14 protein-coding genes and 1 pseudogene are annotated in these 21,166 nt (G+C 69.0%); 8 read left to right on the top strand and 7 right to left on the bottom strand.

Annotated features, from left to right (window positions below; genetic code table 11):
• Nucleotides 1–22 precede the first annotated feature (22 nt).
• Nucleotides 23–700, bottom strand: coding sequence for a TetR family transcriptional regulator (locus tag E4J16_RS02220; protein ID WP_136313135.1), 678 nt, complete (start codon nt 698–700; stop codon nt 23–25).
• 145 nt (nt 701–845) lie between these two features.
• Here E4J16_RS02220 and E4J16_RS02225 point away from each other — a divergent pair, with 145 nt between their 5' ends.
• The 7 genes and pseudogenes from E4J16_RS02225 to E4J16_RS15930 all read left to right on the top strand — a co-directional run bounded on the left by E4J16_RS02225 (nt 846) and on the right by E4J16_RS15930 (nt 7,100).
• Nucleotides 846–2,339 (top strand): MFS transporter, encoded by a 1,494-nt coding sequence (locus E4J16_RS02225; protein ID WP_168709443.1) that lies wholly within the window; start codon nt 846–848, stop codon nt 2,337–2,339.
• A 13-nt stretch (nt 2,340–2,352) separates the two neighbouring features.
• Nucleotides 2,353–4,539 (top strand): glycoside hydrolase family 3 N-terminal domain-containing protein, encoded by a 2,187-nt coding sequence (locus E4J16_RS02230; protein ID WP_275669576.1) that lies wholly within the window; start codon nt 2,353–2,355, stop codon nt 4,537–4,539.
• Between the two features lie 2 nt (nt 4,540–4,541).
• Nucleotides 4,542–4,688, top strand: a complete 147-nt coding sequence (locus E4J16_RS15920) for a hypothetical protein (protein WP_275669596.1) — start codon at nt 4,542–4,544, stop codon at nt 4,686–4,688.
• Nucleotides 4,685–5,425 carry an alpha-L-rhamnosidase N-terminal domain-containing protein gene (locus E4J16_RS02235; protein ID WP_136313137.1) on the top strand — a complete coding sequence of 247 codons (741 nt, stop codon included), beginning with the start codon at nt 4,685–4,687 and terminating at the stop codon, nt 5,423–5,425. The genes E4J16_RS15920 and E4J16_RS02235 overlap by 4 nt, the downstream gene beginning before the upstream one ends.
• The gene (locus E4J16_RS16160) at nt 5,418–5,513 is read left to right on the top strand and encodes a hypothetical protein (protein WP_168709444.1); all 96 of its coding nucleotides are present in this window, start codon (nt 5,418–5,420) and stop codon (nt 5,511–5,513) included. The genes E4J16_RS02235 and E4J16_RS16160 overlap by 8 nt, the downstream gene beginning before the upstream one ends.
• Nucleotides 5,510–6,037: pseudogene (locus tag E4J16_RS16045) on the top strand (family 78 glycoside hydrolase catalytic domain); the annotation flags it as partial. The gene E4J16_RS16160 and the pseudogene E4J16_RS16045, both read left to right, overlap by 4 nt.
• A 28-nt stretch (nt 6,038–6,065) precedes the next feature.
• On the top strand, nt 6,066–7,100 hold the full coding sequence (locus tag E4J16_RS15930; protein WP_275669577.1) for an alpha-L-rhamnosidase-related protein: 1,035 nt from the start codon (nt 6,066–6,068) through the stop codon (nt 7,098–7,100).
• A 47-nt stretch (nt 7,101–7,147) separates the two neighbouring features.
• Here E4J16_RS15930 and E4J16_RS02245 read toward each other — a convergent pair whose 3' ends face one another.
• From E4J16_RS02245 to E4J16_RS02265, 5 genes are all read right to left on the bottom strand, one after another.
• Nucleotides 7,148–9,091 (bottom strand): CocE/NonD family hydrolase, encoded by a 1,944-nt coding sequence (locus E4J16_RS02245; RefSeq protein WP_136313139.1) that lies wholly within the window; start codon nt 9,089–9,091, stop codon nt 7,148–7,150.
• An 11-nt stretch (nt 9,092–9,102) separates the two neighbouring features.
• Nucleotides 9,103–10,746, bottom strand: a complete 1,644-nt coding sequence (locus tag E4J16_RS02250; RefSeq protein WP_136313140.1) for a carboxylesterase/lipase family protein — start codon at nt 10,744–10,746, stop codon at nt 9,103–9,105.
• 1 nt (nt 10,747) lies between these two features.
• Complete coding sequence (locus tag E4J16_RS02255) at nt 10,748–12,181, bottom strand: MFS transporter (protein ID WP_108968629.1); 1,434 nt, start codon at nt 12,179–12,181, stop codon at nt 10,748–10,750.
• 32 nt (nt 12,182–12,213) lie between these two features.
• Nucleotides 12,214–15,204, bottom strand: coding sequence for an alpha-L-rhamnosidase (locus tag E4J16_RS02260; protein ID WP_204519917.1), 2,991 nt, complete (start codon nt 15,202–15,204; stop codon nt 12,214–12,216).
• 598 nt (nt 15,205–15,802) lie between these two features.
• Nucleotides 15,803–16,144 (bottom strand): hypothetical protein, encoded by a 342-nt coding sequence (locus E4J16_RS02265; RefSeq protein WP_136313141.1) that lies wholly within the window; start codon nt 16,142–16,144, stop codon nt 15,803–15,805.
• A 1,424-nt stretch (nt 16,145–17,568) separates the two neighbouring features.
• On the opposite strand from E4J16_RS02265, the gene E4J16_RS02270 reads away from it, so the two are divergent.
• A complete protein-coding gene (locus E4J16_RS02270) occupies nt 17,569–19,902 on the top strand; it encodes a PKD domain-containing protein (protein ID WP_168709446.1) in 2,334 nt (777 codons plus the stop codon).
• A gap of 111 nt (nt 19,903–20,013) precedes the next feature.
• On the opposite strand, the gene E4J16_RS02275 is transcribed toward E4J16_RS02270, so the two are convergent.
• Nucleotides 20,014–21,069: a LacI family DNA-binding transcriptional regulator gene (locus E4J16_RS02275; RefSeq protein WP_136313143.1), complete on the bottom strand. Its 1,056-nt coding sequence runs from the start codon at nt 21,067–21,069 to the stop codon at nt 20,014–20,016.
• Nucleotides 21,070–21,166: the final 97 nt, after the last annotated feature.

A 21,166-nucleotide genomic window follows, 5' to 3' on the forward strand; every position in this document is an offset into this window, starting at 1 on the left:
TGATGGCAGCGTGGGCGAGGTGTCAGATGCCGCGAATCACCTCTGCCATGGCGTCCCGGGCGCGCAGCAGGTCCCGACCGGTTATGTCCGCGAATGCCTGCAGGGTCTCCGCCTCCAGGTCGAAGTCCGGGGCTACCACCCACAACTGCTGCAACCCGTCCCAGGCCGCCAGGAACCGCCGCGCCATCGCTTCGGCGGGCTGATCGGTGCGCGCCAGGCCGTGCTGCTGCAGGGCGCCGATGATGATGCCGATGCCGTCGATGGCCTCCGCGTAGTGAGCGGTGAAGTGCTCATGCGCCGCGGATCCCGGAATCTGCGCCTGTCCGGCGAGGTAGGAGTACAGGCGGAGCCGGGCGTCGTCGCAGGCGGTGCCTCGGACCAGGCGAGCGATGATCGCCTCCGCGTCCCGGGCGGTGAGCGCCTGCTCGCCGGCGGTCTTGCCCTCCCGGAAGTCGACGAGTGCGCCCCGTCCTTGGATCACCTCGTCGAAGTAGGCGAGGGCAGCGACCAGCAGGTGGTCGCGGCTGGGGAAGTGGTAGAGCATGGTGCGCTCGGCCATGCCGGCCCTGCGCGCCACGGCCGCGGTGGTGAGGCGTTCGTGACCGACCTCCTGGACCACCTCGTAGGCGGCCCGGGCGATCGCCTCCCGCTTGACGGCCGTCTTGGCGTACGGGCCGCGGGAGCGTTGCGCGGTTGGCATGCTTCTCCTCCAAAGTTGATGCAGACCCAAGTTTCGAAGGTTCCCGCTCTTGCGTCAACCCCCTTGACACCGTTTCAATTTCATACTTCACTTCAGTTTCATTGATCCGTCTTCGTCAATGACGACCGAAGTCAGAAGGAATCTCATGACCGCATCCGCAACCGGAGGGGCCGTTCCCTCCACCGCCGTCGAACCGGGCCGCGAGGAGGCCCGGAAGCCGAGCAACGGCCGGAGGGCCGATCCCGACTACGTCTCCTGGCCCGTCAGGCTCGGCTGGTCCGCCCGCGCGCTGTCGCTCGCCGCCAACGTCATCATCCTGGGGTACTTCAGCCTCTACGCCACCGACACCCTCGGCATGAGTCCCGCCCTGCTGGGCACGCTCATGCTGGCCTCCAAGCTCTTCGACGGCTTCACCGATCTGTTCGCCGGATGGGTTATCGACCGCACCCACACGCGCTGGGGGAGGGCCCGCCCCTACGAGTTCGCCATGCTCGGCCTGTGGATCTCCATCTGGGCGCTGTTCTCCATCCCGGCCGGGTTGCCGACCGGCGCCAAGGCCGCCCTGCTGTTCGTGCTGTACACACTCGTCAACTCCGTCTTTGCCACGCTCGCCCAGGCGAACCAGACTCTATACACTGCGCTCGCCTTCCCCACCCGCGTGGCCATCGGCAAGGTCTCGGCCTTCGCCGGCCTGTTCATCTCCGTGGGTGCCGTCGTCATCTCCGTGATCATCCCGCAGGGACTGGCCTGGGCGGGAAAGGAACCCGGCCGCTGGTCCGTGCTTATCCTCGCCCTGGCGGCGCCAATGGCCGTCCTGGGGATGATGCGCTTCGTCTTCGTCAAGGAGACCGTCGTCCAGCCCGCAGACACCACGGAGAAGGTCACCTTCCGGGAGATCTTCGCCGCCCTGCGCGACAACAAGTGGATCTGGATCATCTTCGTACTGGGCGTACTGCAGAATCTGCTGTTGAACGTCGGCGCCGCCGCCTACTACTTCCGCTACATCGTCGGAGACATCGGCATGCAGTCCTGGATCTCGCTCGCATCCCTGGTGGCGATCCCGGCAGTGATGGCTATTCCGCCCCTGATGAAGCGCTTCAAACTCAGCTCGATCATTATCGCGGGCCAGCTGTTATGCGTCCTGGGCAACTGTGTGCTGTTCCTGGCGGACACCAACATCGCCCTACTCCTGATCGGCACCCTCATCATCGGCATAGGCACACTGCCGCTGTCCTACATGATCGGAATCCTCATCATCGACTGCGCTACCTACAACGAGTGGAGAGGCCACCGGCGCCTGGAATCGATCATGGGTGCGGTCCAGTCCTTCTCCGCCAAGATCGGTACCGGTCTGGGCCTGGCCGCCGCCGGAGCCTTCCTCGGCGCCTTCGGCTATGACGGCAGCCTTGACGCGCAACCGGATTCCGCCGTCTTCGCCATACGCGCGCTGTTCACCTGGATTCCGGCACTGATTGCCCTCCTGATGGTGATCACTCTGCGCTTCTACAAGCTGGAGGACCTGCTGCCACAGATCAATCAGGACCTGGCTGCCCGCCGCGCCGCGGAGGCTACTGCCGCGGGACGTATCGCCGACAGCGACTCCGTCAACTCCACCGACACCCCCACCGACAGACCGTGAAAGGAACGACGCCATGTCCGCCAACAAATACCCCTACCAGGACCCCGCCCTGCCCGTCTCCCAGCGCGTCGAGGAGCTGCTGGGACGCATGTCGACGTCCGAGAAGATCGGCCAGCTGCGGCAGTACTTCTACTTCGCCCCCACCGACGAGGATGTGCTCGAGGAACTGATCGCCGCCCTGCCGTCCGAGCATCAGGAGTACGCCCGCCAGCCCGCGCGCATCCGTGCCGCCCTCGACCGGGGCGAAGTGGGATCCCTGCTGTTCCTCACGGACCCGAGGCTGATCAGGCGGTTGCAGGAGCGCGCGATCGCCGGAAGCCGCTGGGGGATTCCGCTGCTGTTCGGATTCGACGTCATCCACGGTCTGCGCACCATCTTCCCGGTGCCGATCGCCTCTGCGGCCTCCTGGAACCCGGCGGGCGTTGAGGCCGCACAGCGCATCGCCGCCAGGGAGGCCGCCGCCGTCGGCATCCGCTGGACCTTCGCCCCGATGATCGACATCGCCCGCGACCCCCGCTGGGGCCGCATCGTCGAGGGCGCCGGGGAGGACCCCTGCCTGGGGGCCGCCATGGCCGCCGCCCAGGTGCGCGGCTTCCAAGGCGGAGCCGAGGGAACCGCGGATGCGGAGCATCCGGCCTCCGGCACCTCCGCCTTCCCCGCCGACGCCATCCTGGCCGGTCCCAAGCACTTCGCCGGTTACGGTGCGGCCGACGGCGGGCGCGACTACGAGGACGTCGACCTGTCCGACGACGCCCTGCACAACGTCTACTACCCGCCCTTCCACGCGGCCATCGAGGCCGGTGCGGGCAACATCATGGCCGCCTACATGGACCTCAACGGCGTTCCCGCCGCCGCCAACCGCCACCTGCTGACCGATGTGCTGCGCGGCGAGCTCGGTTTCAACGGCTTCGTCGTCTCCGACGCCAATGGCGTCAACAACCTGACCACCCAGCGGCTCGTCCCCGACACCGCGGAGGGCGCCGCCCGCGCCCTCACCGCCGGACTGGACATGGAGATGGCCAACGGCCCGGCCGCATTTGAGCACCTCCAGGCCGGTCTCGATACCGGTCGTGTAGACGAGGCCGCGCTGGACACGGCGGTCCGCCGGGTGCTGGCCGCCAAATTCCGCCTCGGTCTGTTCGAGCACCCCTATGCCGACGCCGACGCGTCCGCCGTCCTGAATGACCCTGCGCACCGGGAGGCCGCCCGGCGGGCGGCGGAGGAGACCCTGGTGCTGCTGGAAAATGACGGTACTCTGCCGCTGACCGCCGGTGATGGTGCCGTGCACCGGATCGCCGTACTCGGGGACCTGGCGGACTCCAAGCGCGATGTGCTCGGCCCGTGGGTGTTCGACAAGGACGTGGAGGAGTCCGTCTCCATCCTCGATGGAATCCGGGCGCGCGCCGGCGAAGGCGTCGCTGTCGAGTACGCCCGTGCGCTGGCGACCGCCGAACGCACCCAGCCCTCCATATTCGACCATTTGGATACCGGCCGCCTGCCCGCCACCCCGGAGGGCTTCGACGCGGATGCGGAACTCGACCACGCCGTAGGCCTGGCCGCAGCCAGTGAGGTGGCGATCGTCGTCGTCGGCCAGAACCAGAACATGATCGGCGAGAAGTCCTCCGCCTCCACCCTCGACCTGCCCGGCCGCCAGGCCGAGCTGCTGCGGCGCGTCATCGCCACCGGCACCCCCACCGTGGTGCTGGTGATGAGCGGTCGTCCTCTGGACCTGTGCCCGGCCGACGGCGCCGCCGCCATCCTCCAGGTCTGGTACCCGGGTACCCGGGGAGGGGAGGCCGTAGCCGCCGCTCTCTTCGGGGACGTCTCCCCGGCGGGACGCCTGCCCTTCACCTGGCCCCGGCACGTGGGGCAGCTGCCGACTTATTACGCACACCGCACCACCTTCGCCCCCGAGGGCGCAGATACCCGTTACTGGAATGATGCCTCAACCGCACCCCGTTACGTCTTCGGGCACGGCCTTAGCTATGCGGCCTTCGCCTACGGGCCGGTGCGCGTGCCCGAGTGCATGGTGGTGGGTGAGACCGTGACGGTGAGCGTGGACGTCACCAACACCTCCCGCATCGACGCCGATGAGGTGGTCCAGCTGTACATTCACCAGCGCTACGGTACGGCCACCCGTCCGGTGCGCGAACTCAAGGGATTCCGGCGCGTGCATGTGCCCGCGGGGGGGAGACGGTGACGGTGAAGTTCCCTCTCGGACCGGATCAGTTGCGCTACTGGTCCACGGCGACGTGCGAATGGGTGCAAAGTGAGACCACCCTTGATGTCGCCGTCGGGGGCAGCTCCGCGGTGCCGTTCAGCGATCGAATAAAGGTAACCGCCCGATGATCAGTAACCCCGCACCACTCGTTGGTCCCGTCCTGACCGACCTGGACGATGCCGCCTGGCTCGCCACACCCACGCCGACCCCTGTGGCCGGAAACCGACCCGCCTATGAACTGCGCACCCACCTGACCGTCTCCGCCGCCGAGGCCGCCGGGCCGGCCCGACTCACGGCCACCGCCCACGGCATCTACGAGGCGTTCATCAACGGCGCGCGTGTCGGCGACGTCGAACTCGCCGCCCCCGGGGCCACCAGCTACCGCAAGACCCTGTACGTGCAGACCTGGGATGTCGCCGGAATGCTGTGCGAGGGGGAGAACGAGTTGCGGCTGGTGGTCTCCGACGGCTGGTTCCGGGGCCGCTGCGGCCCCAGTCGAGTTCCGGACAACTATGGCGAGGTCACCGCCGTAATCGCCGCTCTCACGGTCGGCGGCTCGCCGCTGGCCGGGGATGAAGCCGGGACCCCGGCCCCCGCGCCGGGTGGTCACCGGGCCCGGCTGGGAGGTCGCCGTCGGCGCCATTACGGCCGCGGATCTCATGGACGGACAGACCACCGATCTGCCCCGAATCGGGCGGGAGAAGTGGGAGCCCGCCGCCATCGCCGACACCCCGCTGACCCGCGACCGCACGCGACTGGCAGCATCACCCGCCCCGCCCGTACGGCGGGGGGAGCCGCTGCCCGCGCGGCACATCTCCCGTCTGCCCTCGGGACGACAGATCGTCGACTTCGGGCGAATGCTTAGCGGCTGGGTGCGTCTGAGCGATCTAGGCCCCTGTGGCACGCGCCTGAAACTCACTCACTTCGAGGTGCTCGACGCCAACGGTACATGACGACGAGGCACTTACGGTACGCTCCGCCCTTCCGAAAGGAGCCCTACCCGTTGGGTCAGGTGGACACGATTATTTCGCGGGGAGTCGCCGAGGACGTCGTCGAGCCCCGGCACACCACTCACGGCTTCCGCTACGTCGCCATCGACGGCGCCGATTGGCCCTTGGATCCGGGCAGGATAACCGCGATCGAGGTCCGTAGCGACCTGATGCAGCGCGGTGGCTTCACCTGCTCCAACCGGGACATCAATCGACTGCACGCCAACACGGTGCGGGCCTGGCGGTCCAACTCCTGTGACCTGCCCACCGACTGTCCGCAGCGGGAGCGCTGGGGCTACACCGGCGACTTTCAGGTCTTCGCCCGCACCGCCGCCTTCCTCGACGACGTCGGCGGTTTTGCCCGCAAGTGGCTGCGCTCCCTCGCTGACGAGCAGCGGGAGGACGGCACCATCCCCAACGCCGCACCGGACACGGGAACCGATGACTCCAGCCCGCTGCCGGATCTGTCCGGTGCCGCCGGCTGGGGTGATGCGGCCACCATTGTTCCCCTGGGAGATGTACCGTGCCTACGGCGATGTCGAGGCACTCGCCGAGGCCTATCCGATGATGCGGCGGTGGGTGGAGCGCGTCGAGCGGGTGGCCGCCTCCGACCGTCATCCCACACGGGCCAAGAAGCACGCCGAGTGGCGCGAGCACGACCGCTACCTGTGGGACACCGGTTTCCAATGGGGGGAGTGGACTGAGCCGGGTGTCCAATGGGATCCCCGAGGAGACTTCGGCATTGTGGCCACCGCCTACTTCGCCCGCTCGGCGCGCATACTCGCCGATACCGCCGAGATCCTCGGCAAGCGGGACGACGCCGTGCGATTCGGCGAGTTGTCGGATCGGGTGGCGGCCGCCTGGCGCGCCGAGTTCGTCGATGCGACCCCGAAGTCGGCTCAGTCGGGTATGCGGCTGACCCAGCCGACCCAGGCGAATTACGTGCGTGCTCTCGCCTTCGACCTGGTTGAGCCCGCACAGCGGGAGGACGCCGCCGCGCGCTTGGCCGAATTGATCCGCAAGAACGGCTGCCGACTGTCGACCGGTTTCCTGTCCACCGGCCTGCTCCTGCCCACGCTGGCCGACGCCGGCTACCTGGACCTGGCCTACCAGGTGCTGCTTCAGCCCAAGGAGCCGGGCTGGTTGGTCATGGTCGAGCGCGGTGCCACCTCCATCTGGGAGGAGTGGGATGGCATTGACGCCGAAGGGCGGCCGCACAACTCCCAGAACCACTACGCCAAGGGCGCGGTCAGTACCTTCCTGCACGAGTACGTGGCTGGCATTCGTCCTGCCGCGCCCGGTTACACGGCGGTGGAGATCGCGCCCAGTCCCGGAGGCGGCCTGTCCAACTGCCAGGCGATCCTTAAGACGGCCGCCGGTCTGATTGACATTGCCTGGACGATCACCGACGGCGTCTTCCGGATGCGGGGAGAGACACCGCAGGGAACGCCGACCACGCTGCGTCTTCCCGACGGGGGTGTGGTGGAGACCGTCGGCGGGAGGTTCTCGGAGTCCTGCCCGCTTCCCGAAGCGACTGACATTTCAAAGTAATGCAGCCCGCCCGGTCCGGCCCGAACCGTTTCGACCGACCTCGGCGGTTATATCGACCGACCTCGGTGAGGGGGAGCGGCGGGGTGGGCCGCCAGGTCGACGGCGGTGACGACGACGGCGCTGGGGTGGGCGGCGTCGTGCAGCACCCGCATGGTCACCGGGGCCCCGCCCGCCGGGTCGGCCACGCTGTAGCGCGGCCAGTTGGAGCCCGCCAGGTCTACGCGCAGGCGGTGCCCGGCGGGCAGGTGCACGCCGGTGGACCACATGTCCACATCCACCTCCACGGGTTCGCCGGGGGTGAGCGGGTCGCGGCGCTCGGCCCCGGCGCGGGCGCTGAGCCGCAGCACGCCGTCGGTCAGCAGGGTGGAGGTGCCGTCCGGGCTCACCTCGGTCAGGGCCGCGTGCAGGTGGGCGTCGACGGCGTCCGCCGCCACCCAGGCGCGCAGCCGCACCGGGCCGAGCAGCGTCACCGGCTCGGTCAGCGGCGCGCTGGTGAACACCGCTACGTCGTCGCGCGCCTCGATACTGCGCTGGTCGTGCGGGCCGGCGTTCTCCGGCGGACCCATGAGCATCTGGCCGCCCGCGGTGGGCACCGGCTCGGCCGGGTCGTGCACCCAGGCGGTCCAGCCCGTTGAGGCGTCGTCCCGCTCCGCCTGGCCGTCGGGAGTGTGCAGCACCCCGCCCGCGCCCAGGCGCCAGGCCTGCTCGACGGCGTCGGGGGCGGGCCAGGCGGGCAGGTCGATCCACCGATCCGCCCCCATGACATAGACGCGCACGGGGTCCTCCGGCAGGCGCGCCGCCGCCTGCTCATCCCCGAGGGCCGCCTTCCAGAAGTCCAGGCTCAGTTCCCCCAGGCCGACGTCGTCGGTGCCGCCGCCGGGGAAGTCACGCCCGGCCAGATGCCCGTCAAAGGTCAGGTGCGTCCAGGGGCCGACCACCAGGCGCACGTCTCCGGGACGGCCCCGCGCGGCGGCGCCTGCGGCCATGGCCGTGAAGTTGCGCAGGGTGCCGCCCTGGAACAGGTCGTACCAGCCGGACACGTGCAGCGTCGGCACCGCCAGGTCCGCCAGCCCGTCCACCGGGTAGACGAGCCGCTCCCAGTAGGCGTCGTGCAGCGGGTGGCGCACCCAGTCGACCACGTGCCCGCCGGCCCGGTGCGCCGTAGCCAGGTCCTGCGCGGCCTGTGCGATCCCGACCCGTTCCAGGTAGGGCGTGAAGGCCTCAACCGGTTCGGGCAGCGTCTCCTGTGGGGCGTCCGGGCGCCCGTCGCGCCAAAGCCCGGTGCGCACCTGCTGGCGCGCCCACTCGTACGACGGCCCCTCCAGCAGTACGCCGCCGCGCATGGCCAGGTCGTCGTCATAGGTGGAGGGGGACACCCAGGCGGTCATGGCGGCCAGGTGCTCGGTGTCGGCCAGGGCGGCGGTGAACTGGGTGGTGGTCAGGTAGGAGTTGCCGAAAGTGAGTATCCGCCCGTCGCACCAGGGCAGGGCGGACAGCGCCGCGCGCGTGGCGGTGCCGTCCGCGGCCTCGTCGACGTAGAAGCGGAAGTCGCCGTCGGAGATGTCCGTGCCGCGGCAGGCCTGGGCGACCACCGCGAAGCCCTCGGCGATGGCCCGGTCCAGGCTGACAGCCGCCTGCATGCCCAGCACTCCCGCCATGAGGCCGGGCGTGGCCGGGTCGACGCCGGACACCTCGGACACCATGGGCCGCCAGGCCCCGAAGTAGGGGCAGCGGGTCAGCAGCACCGGGTGGGTGCCGTCGTCGGCGGGGCGTACGACGTCGGCGCGCAGCACGGTCCCGTCCGGCATGGGGAGCTCCAGCACCTCATGGATGGCGTGGGAGGCGGGGCCGTCTGCCTCAGGCAGCTTCAGGGCGGCGCGCACGGAGGCGGGGATGTTGCCGGCCGGTTCGGGCGCCGGGCCACCGGGCGACGGCGATGGCCGTACCGGGGTCCGGTCCGGCTGCGCGGCGGCTTGACTGTTGTCGGACATGATGCGGGCTCCTATTGCGCGGATTCGGCGTCGGCCAGCATGGCCAGCTCCAGGGGATAAACGATCTCGTCGACGGCGCCGGCGGGGGCGGCCGGGCCGCCGTAGCGGCGTCCGGTGCCGGCCCGTGCCCAGGGCGCCCAGCCCGGTGCGCCGTCGCGGATGAAGCGCACCCAGTCGGCGTGCATGACATCGGCCAGTGACTGCGGGCGTGGTGAACCCTGGACGCCGTCGGCGTGCGGGTGGGCCAGGCAGTCGAAGACGAAGGGCACCTCCATGCAGTGGGTGGACAGGCCGCCCGCCGGCGCGGGCAGGGCCGAGCACCAGGAGAAGTCGTACAGCCAGGTGCGGTCGGCCGCGACCGGGTCGGCGCCGCGCCGCCGCACCCACTGAAGTACCGGCAGGCGGAACAGGCCGTTGGAGACCACCTGGCCCACCAGCAGCTCCTCGTCGCCGGCCAGTTCCGGGTAGGTGGCGGCCAGCTGCGTGATCCGCTCCGGGCGCATGCCGGCCTCGGCCAGCAGCTCCGCGGCGCCGCGCCCGGCCATCTCTCCGGCGAGCGCCCGGCCAATGGGGGTGAGCTCGTGGCGCACTCCGCCGCACAGGACCGGCACATTCGCCGCCGCGGTCGCCGCGTCCAGGGTGGCGGCGGGGATGATGTCCCCGTCCACCACCGGCATGAAGGTGCGGGAGATGGCCCGGGGCGGGCGGATGAAGCGCGACAGGTCGGCGGAGACGTCGAACAGCGGGAACTCCCGGCCGAGCTGCTCCGAGACGTCCAGCACCCGTTCCTCCGACACGGAGCGCCAGCCCGCCAGCTCCGGGGTGATGCCGGCGATCTGGGCGGCCCGCTCCCCGATCACGCGGGCGTCGGCAGTGGTCGCCGCCGTCGTACCGCCCGACTCGCAGATCACCCCGTGCAGCAGGCCGCGGGCGCGCGGGGACACCAGCAGCACCAGGGCGGATGCGCCCCCGGCGCTCTGCCCGCCGACGGTGATCCGCTCCGGGTCCCCGCCGAAGGCGGCGATATTGTCCCGCACCCACTCCAGGGCGAGGATCTGGTCCAGCACGCCGCGGTTGACCGGGGCGTCGGAGTCGGGGATCCAGCCGAAGCCGTCGAAGCCCAGCCGGTAGGAGATGGACACGGTGACCACGCCGTCGCGGTTGAAGGCGGCCCCGTCGTAGAAGGGGCTGGCCGGGCTGCCCGCGTAGAAGCCGCCGCCGTGAATCCACACGAGCACCGGCAGGCGGGCGTCCGCGTCCCCGGGTGCGGAGGTGAAGACGCTCACCGCGAGGACGTCGTCCCCGGGGATAGACGGCTCGGGGATGGCGGTGGTCTCCCCGAAGGGACGCCGCTGCGGGGTGGGACCGGGGCGGGAGGCGTCCCGCACGCCCTCCCAGCGTCCGCGGCGCACCGGCGCCAGGAAGCGGCGTGGGCCGGTCGGCGGCTCGGCGAAGGGAATCCCGTAGAAGACGGCGGAGCGGCTGAAGCGGGCGGGGGAGCCGGTGGCCGAGATGATCCGCCGCCAGACCCCGCGCACCGCCCCGCAGGGGGCCGTGACCACCGGGCCAGGGCCGGGCTCGGGGACGGCCACCGGCGTGGAAGCGGGGTGGGCGACGGGACTGGGCGCGTCGGGAGTCGGCTGGTCGGCGGGCATGTCACTTGACCTTCTTGACCGGGTAGATGGCAAGTGCCGCCAGCAGCAGCATGACCATGGCGAAGACGTAGATCATGCGGTACCCGGCGGCGCCGGCGATGCGGGCTACCAGCTGGCCGGCGATCACGGGGGCCAGCATCTGCCCGATGTTCGTGGCCGCGTTGGCCACACCCAGGTCGCGGCCCGCGGCCTCCGGGTCCGGCAGGACATCGATGAACAGGGCCTGGTCCACGGTCATGAAGGCGCCGAAGGCGAAGCCGGACAGGGCCGACATGATCAGCAGGCTCGCAACCGTGGGCCAGACGGCGGGCAGCGCATACAGTGCCATGAGCGCGAAGGAGGAGTAGATGACAAAGGGCTTGCGGCGCCCCAGCTTGTCCGACAGCCGTCCGGAGACGAGCATCATGATGATCATGCCGGGCATGGCCACCAGGCTCAGGATGGGGACCATGGCATTTGCCTCTGCCTGGGTCAGGGCCGGGCGCACATAGGACTGGAGGACGTACAGGTTGAAGGTGGTGGAGGAGGTGTAGCCGAGGAACATGAGCAGCCGGGCGAACCACACCCAGCGGTAGTCGCGGTCGCGCAGGGCGATGGTGAAGCCGATGATGAAGGTCTTGACGTCAAAGCGCGGCAGTTCCAGGTCCTTGGAGGAGCGGTCCTTGGCCAGCAGTACGAAGCAGGCGGCGCCGAAGGCCACCAGAATCGCGAAGATGTAGTAGGCGTCCAGGCCCATCGCGTTGAAGGCGTTGCCAGCGACCAGTGAACCCGCCAGGCCGCCGATCATGGTGCCGATTCCGGAGAAGGCGGAGACCGTCGCCAGACGGTTCTCCGGAGTACGGTCGGCGATGGTGGTGACCAGCGGCGCCTGCATGAAGTTCAGGGCCACCTGGGCCACCACCCAGAATATGGTGATCAGTAGGATGGTGCTGGAGTAGCGCAGTCCGATCATGAGCAGGGCGCCCACGAACCCGCCGGCGCAGATCCAGAAGGAGCGCCGTCCCCAGCGCGAGCGCCACCGGTCGGAGATGACCCCGACGATCGGCTGGGCGAACATGGTGAAGAGGGAGCCGATGGCGCTGACCACGGACATGGCACTCGCGCGGGCGCCGTCGTAATGGTTGTAGATGTCCGTCAGCTCGGCGGCGTCCGCCCCGGTGTAGGTGCCGGAGGCGAGCTGCTGGAGCACCTCTGAGGTGACGTGCGGATAGTCGCCGAAGAACGCCTGGAACTCCACCATCTGCACCTGGTTGGGCAGCAGAATGCCGGGAATGGCGGAGTAGCACGAGAACAGGAACATGCCCGCGATCGTGTAGGCGAACAGGTACTGGTAGAACGGGCGCCCGCCCAGGTACTTCATGGAGGTGCCGGGGCGGGTGGGCTCCTGGATATTGGGGTCCTTGCCCACCTGCGGGACCGTGGATGGTTGGGACATGGGAACTCCTTTGTTCTCGTGTGGATGTTTGCTCAGGCCACCAGGTGGTGGCGGCCGTGAGACAGCTCGAGGGGCGGCTCCCCCTCGCGTCCCGGCAGGGTCACCCGCGCCCGCGCCCCGACCGGGACGACGACGTCGAGTTCCAGGCGGCCCTCGCCGGCGGCGGCCGCCTGCGCGGACACCTCACGGCCGGCCTCGTCCACCAGCCGCCAGGAGGAGGCCGCCCAGCCGTAGGGGGTGCGGTGCACGGCCTCTGCGCGGGTCAGGCCCCCGCCCGGCGTCGGGGCCACCTCGATCACCCGGTAGCCGGGCTCGGCCGGCGCCAGGCCCGCGACGCTGCGCTCCAGCCAGGCCGCCACCGCTCCCAGGGCGTAGTGGTTGAAACTGGTCATGTCGCCGGGGTTGATGCTCCCGTCCGGCAGCATGGAGTCCCAACGCTCCCAGGTGGTGGTGGCCCCCATGGTGACCGTGTACAGCCAGCTCGGGCAGGAGGTCGTCAGCAGCAGCCGGTAGGCGGCGTCGGCGTGACCGGTCGCCGTCAGCGCCCCGGTGAGCACGGGCGTGCCCGCGAAGCCCGTGGACACGTGCCCGCCGGAGGCATCCACCAGCTCGGCCAGCCGGTCCCCGGCCACCTGGCGTTGCTCCTCCGAACCGGTCAGGTCGAAGGTGATCGCCAGGGCGTAGGCGGTCTGCGTGTCGGAGGTCATGTGCCCGGCTCCGTCGGTGAAGCGGGCGCGGAAGCCCTCCCCGATCGCGTCCGCCAGGGCGGTGTAGTGAGCGGCGTCGTCGTTCTTGCCGAGGACGCCCGCCCAGCGGGCGACGATCCGGGCCGACTGGGCGAAGAAGGCGGTGGCCACCAGGTAGGGGTCGGTCATCGCCTGCATGGGGTTGTCCGGCGGGGCGGAGGGGTCCAACCAGTCGCCCAGCTGCATGCCGGAGTCCCACACGTGGTCGGCGGCGGCCAGGGAGTCCACCAGATCCACCCAGGCCCTGGCGGAGTCGTACTGCTGGGCCAGCAGGCCGCGGTCGCCGGTGGCCCGGAACAGCTCCCACGGCACCACGGTGGCGGCGTCGCCCCACACGGCCGCCGGCCGCGGCGGGGTCCAGAGCCCGCCCGGAATCACGGGCACGTACCAGGTGACGGTGCCGTGCGCGGCCTGCTCGATCGCCAGGTCCGCCAGCCATGAGGACAGCAGCCCGGTGCAGCCGTAGTGGAAGGCCGCGGTGGGGGCGAAGGCCTGGATGTCGCCGGTCCAGCCCAGGCGCTCGTCGCGCTGCGGGCAGTCGGTGGGCAGAGCGACGAAGTTGTCCCGCATGGACCACCGCGAGTTCTCATGCAGGCGGTTCACGCGCTCGTCCGAGCAGTCGAAGGCGCCCAGCCGCTCCATGGAGGTGTGCACGACGACGGCGGTGATCGCCCCGGCCTCAATGTCCCGCTTGGCGGCCGCCGCCCCACCCGGCCAGCCGGCCACGTCCGCGTAGCGGAAGCCGTGGATGGTGAAGGCGGGCTCCCACTCCTCCACGCCGTCGCCGGCCAGCGTGAAGCGGTCGGTGGCGGCGGCACCGCGCAGCGGGCGCGTACCCAGTCGGCCGTCCTCCAGCACCTCGGCGTGCCGCAGTGTGATGGTGGTGCCTGCCGGGCCGGCCACGCGGATGCGCAGGCGGCCGGACATGTTCTGCCCGAAGTCGATCAGTACGCGCTCCGGGGCGGTCTCGATCTCCGCCTCCCCGATCGACATCGCCTGCCGCTCCTGCACCGTGACCGCTACCGGAAGCAGCGTCTCCTGCGCGCGCACCGGGGCATCCAGCGGCATGATCAGCTGCTCGGCGTCCGAGGCGCCCACGGCCACCGGCGACCATTCGGCGTCGTCGAACCCGGGCGCCGACCAGCCGGGAGTGAGCAGGCGGGCGTCCACCGTCTCACCCTCATACAGGCCGGTGAACAGGATCTCGCCGGCGCCCGCCCGCCAGCCCGGGCCGGTGGCGACCGTGGTGCGGGTGCCGTCGGCGTGGGTGAGCTCGAGCTGGATGATGGCGGCGACGTCGTCGCCATACAGGTTGCGGTAGCCGCCGTCGAAGCCGATGTGTCCGCGGTACCAGCCGTCGGCCAGCTGCGCGCCGAGCGCGTGGCGGCCGACGCCGTCGCCGGCGGGGGAGGAGTCCAGCAGTTGAGCGGTGACGTCGTAGGCGCGGGCCACCAGGCGCTGCCCGTATACGGTCCAGCCGGGCACCAGCTCGTCGGCGCCGACGCGGCCGCCGTCGAGCTCGGCGCGGATCAGGCCGTGGGCGCTGACATAGACGCGGGCGGCCACCACCGGGCGGTCGACCGTGAACTCGTGGCGCACGCGCGGCGGACGGCGATCGCTCTCGGGGTTCTCCGGCCAGGCGGGGCCGACGGGCAGCGCCTCCCAGTCGGCGGCATCCAGCAGGCCGGCCTCGTAGACGACCGGCTCGGACCATTCGGTGGTGGCGGGTGCCGAGGCCGACGGCGCGGTGGCGGAGGCGGCCACGGCGACGGAGCCGGTCACGCGCACCCGCACCACCGCGCGCTCGCGGGAGGCGAGTGCGGGGGCGGGCCAGTCCACCAGGACGCCGTCGGCGGAGGGAAGCGTGAGTGTTTGCGGGTTACCGAGCGGGTTTCCGGCGGCGTCGGTGCGGGTCAGCTCGAGCTCGGCGTCGGTGCGGGTCAGCTCGAGCTCGGCGTCGGTGGGGGTCCAGCCGGCGGGGGCGGTGGGGATCTCCCAGGACAGGCGCGGTGTGGGGGAGGCGCCGCCCAGGATGTCGCCGGGGAGGTATTGATCGAACTTGAGGTGAGTGGGGGCCGCCAGGTCGCCGACGGGGTCGGGCAGGGCGGCAGCGGTGATGGCGGGCTCGGGGACGGCGGGCCGGGCGGTCGGGAGGACGCCGTCGGGCTTGGAGGCTGCGACCTCGGGGAGTGAGCCCGGCGCCGCGGCTGACGGGAGCTCGGACGCGGTGGCGGGCTGCTGCGGTGCGTGAGGTGCTGGTGTTGTCTGCGTTGACACGATGTGGCTCCGTCTGCGGTGACAAGGGGCGGGCGTTGAAACGACTCAAAGGTTAATTGTAGGGGTGGGGCCGAGTCAATGGGCGAGTGAGCGAAAGGGGGTGAGGAGGTCAAGGGACGCGCGGTCGACTTCCGGGTTGGCGGCAGCCCGGCAGGCGGTGTCCGAAGCGCGCGTTGAAGTCCCCGCAGACCTGAGTGCGACCCTGAGCGGGCGAGCACGTCCTGTTCATCCCGGATACGACCTCCTCACCCCGAATACGACCACGGCCGCCCGAGTACGACCTCCTCGTCCCGAATGCGACCCCGGGCGGGCGAACACGTCCTTTTCAGCCCTAAACCCTCCCGAATGTGGAGGGTATCGGGCGGATGAGGTCGTATTCGACCGGCGTGGGGTACTCGAATACGACCTCGTCGGACCGAAGACGTCCTCGCAAGCCTCAGAACGACCCCGCCCGACCGCCCGAGTACGACCACGTGCGCTCGAGTACGACCTCGCCGCCCCGAGTACGACCTTGGGTGGGCGAACACGTCCTCGTCGGCCCGAGAACGTCCTGCGTGTCGTTCGGACATGTTCGCCCACCCGCGCAAATGGACCCGCACTACTCCCACAGGCCGGGAACGCGGCGGGCGTGCAGCGTCACGCTTGGCGGCATGTGCTCCATGACTCTCGACGTCAGTCGGGCCTCGTCATTGAGGTCTGCGTACGTCACTCGCATGAACGACCAGCCCATGGCGCCGATGGCGTCTTGTCGGAGCTTCTCCTCCCAGAGGTCGTCATTCACGCTGTACTTGCTGCGGCCGTCGAACTCGATCGCCAGCCGCAGATCCGACCAGGCGAGGTCGAGGAAGCGCTGGCCGCCGGCTTCGAGCAGGATTTCGTATTGCAGCTCCGGTGGCGGCAGCCCGAGTGCCACAACCAGCCGCCGGGTCAGGCTTTTCACCGGGTGACTCCGAGAAGGGGCTCGCCATGGCGACGATGGCGCGGGCGCGCACCGCTCCCCGCCGTGGTCCTTCGGCCTCCACCGCCGCCAGCAACTGGGGGCGAACGTGCTCCCACCGGGACTGGGCCTGCTGCGGGTTGAAGCGGTCGGGGCGGCACAGCGCCCGCATGGCCGAATCGACGATCGTGATCGACTCGCGCGCAGGCAGGTCGAAGGCACAGTCGACCGCCGTTCTCAGCAGGGTCGTGACCGGTAGCCCGTTGACCACCTCCACATCTTCGGGCTGCAGGCGGGAGCGACGGCGTCTCAGACTGACGGCACGACCCGCCCCGGAAGGGTGTGGAAGGCTCGCATCCGCGAAGTCGATGGGAGCCAAGGGCTGCCGTGCGCGCTTGGGGTTTGTGGGCACTGCGATGCGAATGTCGGTTTCGCCGCGGCGCAGCCACAGGCCGTGTACGAGTGCCCCGGCCTCATGGGTGAGTACGACCGCGGATCTGGCTGAGTGAACGGCAGCGACGCAGCGGGCCAGGCCAACCTCGCGCTGCTGTGCCCACACTGCCTGCCCGGGAGTCGGAAGCAGGCTGACGCCGGGAGAGATCTGCACGCGGGCGTCCACGGTCCGAGCTCTGCTGGGGCGCCCGGCGTAGGCGAACTCGATGGTTGGTAGCGGAGGCGGTGCGGGTGCGCTGCGACTGAATTGGAGGGTGTTCTTGCACGCAATAGTCGTTGGGGTGAACCCGTCCGATCTTGAGTTTTTGTTGGTACTATGCGGAATTGTCGGTTGGGTTGGAGTTGGGTGGTGCGGCTCCAGTGTGCAACGGGCGCCTCGTTGCACGCTGGAGGCGGCTCATGGCTGCTGGCGGTCTCAGTAGAACCGCGGAATCGTGCGGATTGTGGGATTGGGCTCCGAGGAGAAGTGTGCAATGCGGCGGGCTACGGCGCGAGCGCGCACTGTTCCCCGTCACGGCCATCACCGCATAACCAGGTCTACGCCACATCAAGAGACTTGACTCGAGGAGATCGCAGCTTGTCCACGGGCGGCCGGTCGGTCCTGTGGCGAAGAATCGATGCGGGCGGCAGATAGTAAGCAGGTGGCGCCGGAGATGAATCGGGACCGCTAGCGAGGGTGCTCCCATCACTTGCGGTTGACGCATGCCCTAGGTGTTGACAGCATCGCACGGACGGTCTACCTTTCGTATGTAGAACGGTCTACGAACAACTGAAGGGGCGCTGGCGCCTCCTCCGGGTCGACCGTTCGCGGTTCGCGCCGTCGATGACGGTGTGCGCGTCTAGGGCCCCCGGCGGGGTGATTGCATGAAGGAAGACCAATGACAGAGAAGCCAATGCCGCCCTCTCAACTACGACCGACATCGTCGCGACGGCGTCGCCCGCTCTGGGGTGGCTGGCGTAGAGGGATACGCCGCATGATTACGCCAACGGGGCGTCTGCTGTGGCTGGGGGCATTCCTGTGTTGCGCATTGTCGTTGATGGCCGGCGGTATGCCGGTCGCCCGCGCCGCCGCGGCGCCTCTGGGGAGTGGTGAGTCGTGTGCTACTTCGACTACGGGTGCGGTTATTGTCACTGCCGAGTGCCTCGACGCTACCTACGCCGATGCCGTCATCGAATCGGAGGAGGATGTTACCTCGCCGACAACGTTGCACATTGTGCGGGGCTACTTCGAGGGGACGTCATCGCGGTTCGCCGTTTACCTGCCTCCCGCTGGGCGGTGGCAGGGCCGCTTCTTCCAATACACCTACCCGCTCACCGATGAGAACGCCGCGGATGAGACGATCCTGTTCGGTGTTAACTCCGGCGGATACACCGTCCAAGCCTCCGGCTCAAGCGGCTACAGGCACGCGGCGGCGGCCGCCAAAGTGTCCCGTGAGATCGCCGCCTCCTACTACGGCGACGATGGGCGCCATATATACGGCTACTTGTATGGGCCCTCTGGTGGTTCCTTCCAGACCGTCGGTGCCGTCGAAAACACCACCGGCGTCTGGGACGGCTTTGTCCCCACGGTAATGGGCACGCCCGTGTCCATCCCCAATAACTTCTTCATCCGCGCGATGGGACGATTGGTTCTCGGTGACGTGCGCCAGCAGATTTCCGGCGCCGTACTCAACGGCTCCGATCCGTACGCCGGTCTGAACGATGCGCAGACCCTGATGCTGGAGGAGATGACTGCCCTGGGCGTCCAGCTCGAGGGCTGGGAGGACCCCGACTACCTTCTTGGCTACAGCTTCGATGACGGTCTGCTCGGTTATGTCGCAATGGTGAAGAGGATGGACCCGACCTACGCCGACGATTTCTGGAATGAGTCCGGCTACCTCGGCACCGAAGACTCCCCGTTGGGTGAAGTCGTCAGAGCGGCACTGGTGGATACGACTCTTTCCGTCACTGCTGTGGAGCGCGACGGTGCCGGGTCCCCGGCCGCGCTCATGACGGAGGGTTTTCCCGCTGGTGCCTTGGATGAAGGCCTCGACATGCAGGTACTGGATAACGATGGCGCCCCCGTGGGAGAGCTTGTCGGCACGCTCGACGCTACAACCGGACGCATTCACCTGGATGAGGGGAGCGATGCGGCGGCGTTGGCGGCGCTGGCGGAAGGTACACAGATCGCTGCCGACAACCGCTGGTCGATAGCGGCGCGCTCTTATTACCGCCACCAACTTCCGCCCCAGGAGGAGGGCTTCACGGTATACAACCGCTTTTACGACGACGCCGGTGAGCCGCTCTATCCGCAGCGGCAGTCGCGCATTGCAGGCATGATGGCGAGTTCGATCTCGGGTGGTGCCACCTACTCGGGCCTGTTCCAGGGGAAAGTCATTCTGGTGTCGAACTTGCAGGACGTCGACGCCTACACCTGGCACGCTCCCTGGTATGTCGAGCGCGTGCGTTCAGCCCAGGGCGATGCCGGGGTGGATGAACGGTTGCGGATCTACGTAAACGAGAACGCCGATCACCTTGAAGGCTCGGTAACCGGCGAGAAGTCGACCCGGATCGTCTCCTACGATCCCATGGTGCAACGAGCCCTGCGTGAACTGGTGGCGTGGGTGGAGGAAGACGTCGAGCCGGCGTCTTCCACCTCATACACCGTTGCCGGTGGTCAGGTCGTCCTGCCGTCCACAGCGGCGGAGCGGGCGGGTGTGCAGCCCGTGGTGACTCTTGCTGCCGACACCACCACTGCTGAAGTCGGGCAACCGGTCCGATTCGAGGTGAGTGCCGATATGCCGGCGTCCGCAGGAGAGGTGGTCCGTATCGACTGGGAGTTCACCGGAACCGGTGATTACGTCGAGGCCATGCAGACGTCCGAGGAAAACGTACGTGCGAGTGTCGAGCACGTATTTTCTGAGCCGGGTGCCTACTGGGTCACCGTGCGGGCGACGTCGGCTGCCGCAGAAAACTCCGATTCTTTCGCCCAGGTGCAGAACCTCGCCCGGGTCCGCGTGGTCGTGCGGGAAACCGGGAGCCAGTCGGACCCGACTCCGATGTCGACACCCTCGGCCACCGATGCGGCGCCTACGCCGCTCGCGACCCGCCCCGCAGTGCAGTCGGCCTCCACCATCGCGCCGAGTACCGCAGTGACTGCGAGCGCGACAGTGCCCGGCGCCGCGGTGTCGGCGACCACGACGCCATCTGCGACGAGTGACTTGGCGAAGACATTGGCCCGGACCGGTGTACCGGCAGTAGCGCTGATGGCAGGTGCTGTATCCGTTCTCGCGCTCGGCGCGCTATTGGTGGCTCGACGACGCGCCTGACTGCGTCCGGTCCGGAGGCGTGCAGAGGTCGTTCGCACGCCTCCGGACCGTGCTGTGGGAGTCACAGGTCGGGGCTGCCGCGCGCGAGAACAGGATGGCCCCGGCGAGGCGTCACCGGCGGGCAGGGGGAGGCGCGGTTGTGCTACGAGTCACCAACGTGGGCTCGATGATGCGCCGGGTCGGCTCAGCGCGCCCGTTGATCCGTTCCAACAGTAGGTCGATCGCTGCTTTGCCGGTCTGCTCCCCCGATTGGTCGATGGTGGTCAATGAGACGCGCCGCAAGGCCGTGGCGTGGACATTGTCGTAGCCACTCACGCTCATGTCCCCGGGGACGGTCAGGCCTTGTTCTTCGATATAATCAAGTACTCCGAAGGCGACGGCGTCGGTTCCGGCGAATATGGCGGTAGGGCGATGCCGTCGTGTGAGTGCACGTTCGGCGGCGTCACGTCCCCCGGCTTCCGAGTAGTAGGTCTCAATTACGTCCGGGGTGAGCCCGTGGTTTTCCATCGCTCGGACGAATCCTCGGCGCCTCATCGTTTGCGACAGTAGATAACCGTTCTCAACGCTGGAGAGCGGCATGGCGGTGTGAGCGATCCACTCATGTCCCAGCGACACCAAGTGGTCGACCATGAGCTGTGCGCCATGATGCTCGTCGGTGACGACGGTGTCGAAGAGTTCCGGCTCCCCGTGGAGCGCCACCGTGGTCAGGGGCATGGTCTTGGCCAGTCGATTGAGAGACGCCATGTCGAGCCTGGGGGAGATCAGAATGATGCCGTCGACTTGCAGATCCACAAGCGAATCGATACGTCTGCGGTAGCCTTCAGGTGAAGTGCCGGCGATGGTGAGGATGTCCTGGTAGGGGGTGTCGGCGAGGCGGGAGGCAACGGCTTCGGCCACCTCGAACTGGAAGGGCGATTGGAAGTCCGTGAGTACCAGGCCGATGGTCTGCGAGCTGCCGCGCATGGTGCGCGCCCCGGTGCGGGGGCGATAGTTCAGTTTCTCGATGGCGGCCTCGACCCGCTGCCGCATCTGATCGGAGACCCCGTAGGCGTTGCGGAGCACTTTTGAGACGGCGGCGACCGAAACCCCGGCCTCGGCCGCAACATCCTTGATGGTGGCGCGCTTGCGGGGCTTCGACTGGCCTGATGGTACGGGAGATGCGGACACGTGGGCATTCTAGATGTAGTGCACCGTTCTACATAGCGTGAGATGGTGGCGTGGCTGTCGCGGTCGTTGCGCGAGATGGCAGGTCTGGGGGCTTGAG

The organism is Actinomyces procaprae (assembly GCF_004798665.1).
GTDB classification, from domain to species: Bacteria; Actinomycetota; Actinomycetes; order Actinomycetales; family Actinomycetaceae; genus Actinomyces; species Actinomyces procaprae.

Bases quoted from the DNA above. Each gene is read 5' to 3' on its own strand.
- E4J16_RS02220 (WP_136313135.1), bottom strand. From the start codon at position 700: ATGCCAACCGCGCAACGCTCCCGCGGCCCGTACGCCAAGACGGCCGTC.
- E4J16_RS02225 (WP_168709443.1), top strand. From the start codon at position 846: ATGACCGCATCCGCAACCGGAGGGGCCGTTCCCTCCACCGCCGTCGAA.
- E4J16_RS02230 (WP_275669576.1), top strand. From the start codon at position 2,353: ATGTCCGCCAACAAATACCCCTACCAGGACCCCGCCCTGCCCGTCTCC.
- E4J16_RS02235 (WP_136313137.1), top strand. From the start codon at position 4,685: ATGATCAGTAACCCCGCACCACTCGTTGGTCCCGTCCTGACCGACCTG.
- E4J16_RS16160 (WP_168709444.1), top strand. From the start codon at position 5,418: ATGCTTAGCGGCTGGGTGCGTCTGAGCGATCTAGGCCCCTGTGGCACG.
- E4J16_RS15930 (WP_275669577.1), top strand. From the start codon at position 6,066: ATGTACCGTGCCTACGGCGATGTCGAGGCACTCGCCGAGGCCTATCCG.
- E4J16_RS02245 (WP_136313139.1), bottom strand. From the start codon at position 9,091: ATGTCCGACAACAGTCAAGCCGCCGCGCAGCCGGACCGGACCCCGGTA.
- E4J16_RS02250 (WP_136313140.1), bottom strand. From the start codon at position 10,746: ATGCCCGCCGACCAGCCGACTCCCGACGCGCCCAGTCCCGTCGCCCAC.
- E4J16_RS02255 (WP_108968629.1), bottom strand. From the start codon at position 12,181: ATGTCCCAACCATCCACGGTCCCGCAGGTGGGCAAGGACCCCAATATC.
- E4J16_RS02270 (WP_168709446.1), top strand. From the start codon at position 17,569: ATGATTACGCCAACGGGGCGTCTGCTGTGGCTGGGGGCATTCCTGTGT.